The 1,559-nt window shown below is 63.8% G+C and carries 2 protein-coding genes; both read right to left on the bottom strand.

Annotation, left to right across the window (positions count from 1 at the left end; all coding sequences use genetic code 11):
• Positions 1-58: 58 nt before the first annotated feature.
• Entirely contained in the window at positions 59-733 is a 675-nt protein-coding gene (locus RCH07_RS19180) for an endonuclease/exonuclease/phosphatase family protein (RefSeq protein ID WP_326969086.1), read from the bottom strand.
• A gap of 406 nt (positions 734-1,139) precedes the next feature.
• Positions 1,140-1,469, bottom strand: a complete 330-nt coding sequence (locus RCH07_RS19175) for a hypothetical protein (RefSeq protein ID WP_326969085.1) — start codon at positions 1,467-1,469, stop codon at positions 1,140-1,142.
• Positions 1,470-1,559 lie beyond the last annotated feature (90 nt).

Raw genomic sequence — 1,559 nt, 5'->3', positions numbered from 1 at the left:
CCTCGCAGACCACCAAGCCCGCGACCACGAACCCGCGGCCGCGGCCGCGTAACCGAAATCAACTACGAAACTGTCTCAAAAACTTGACGTGCGCATTGAAGTCACCGAGCACGATGAGGTTGGTGTTCCAGTCGTTGGGCCGGACCGCCCAGTCATGCATCCACTGGGCGAACGCCGTGATCTCCGGCAGGCGCCCGGCGGGGTTCTTGCCCCAGAGGATATGGACGGAGGCGAGGGTGAACTCCACCCCGGCACTGGCGAAGCTGGCGGTGTAGGGGGTGCGGGCGAACTGGCGCTGCGGATCATCCCCCATCGGTGGGAGCACGATCTCCCCGACCAGGCCCGAGGGTTGGACTCGGGTGCTGTCGTAGAGGAAAGCGAGGCGATCGCCGTTGCCGGCGGCTCCTTCGACCGCGTCGGAGACCATGACCTTCCAGGACGGTCCGAGGACGGCCAAGAGCCGCTTGAGGGCTACGGGATTACGGCGGGACTCCTGGACAGCGAGGACGTCGAAACGGGAGATCACCTCGGCCAGGCAGGCCACCGCGTGCCAGTCCCGCTTGGGCGAGTCCTCGGGCCCGGCCAGCCACTTGGCGGTCAGGTCACCCAGCGCACGGATGTTCCACGTCCCGGCCAAGAGGTTCGACGCCGTCCTGCCGGGGATGACAGCGGCCAACGCTGACCGGAACCGGCCCAGCTCCTCGGTCACTGCTGCCGGCGGCTGCTCAGTCATACCCTTATGCAAGCAGACTCCCGACCGGATGCAAACAGGTGCAGCGTGCCCGTAAGCCGATCCTTCAACGGGCGGTCAGCGGGGTGAGAAATAGCGCCACGAGAAACGGCCATTTAGCGCTGCGATTCACAGGACCGAAGGTGTCTCGCAGACGTGCCTCATAACCGATGCGATGCAAGACTCAAAGCCCGGTTGGGCGACACCAAGCGATCACAGAACGCCGCCACGAAGCGCTGAACTCCACAGACCAACCTCCGACGCACCGGCCGTCCCATATTGAAAAAGGATCGTATTTGAGATGCCGGGGAGACGACCGTAATCGACTGCCGGCTGGGTTTCAACGCTGTAGTAGTTGCCTTTGGTGCAGAGACGCCCGATGACGGCTGAGTGGGCGATCATGTCCGGCTCACCAGATCCTGATGCCAAAGCGTTCCGCCACGGTCAGCGGCGCCGGATTGTGGGCGTGGATCGCAGCGCCCGAATCGAAGGTCATATCGTCGCCGTCCAGGCCGTCATCCCTGCGACGCAGCCAGTACGCCCAGCAGTCTCCCCCACCATTCTTGCTCTTGAAACGAATGCCCAGAGGCAGACTCCCGTCGTCCAGCACTTGGTCGCGGATCCATGTGGCGATCATGGTCGTTGCCGCCCGGCTCTCACCGTGGAGTACGCCGAGGGTAAGCTGAGATATGCCGAGTTCATCGCTGATCTTCTCGCCGATACCGCCCCCTAGGGCCAATGCCGTTCGGTTAGCGGCCTGGGTCCGGCGTCAAGGCTGTGGGAGATCGGCGTGTCACCGGGTTAAGTAGGCGTGGCTCCTGTTTGAGTA

The sequence above is a fragment of the Arthrobacter sp. CG_A4 genome, assembly GCF_035985125.1.
Classification (GTDB): domain Bacteria; phylum Actinomycetota; class Actinomycetes; order Actinomycetales; family Micrococcaceae; genus Arthrobacter.
The sequence above is the reverse complement of the archived record's forward strand: the minus strand, read 5'-3'. Positions and strand labels throughout refer to the sequence as shown.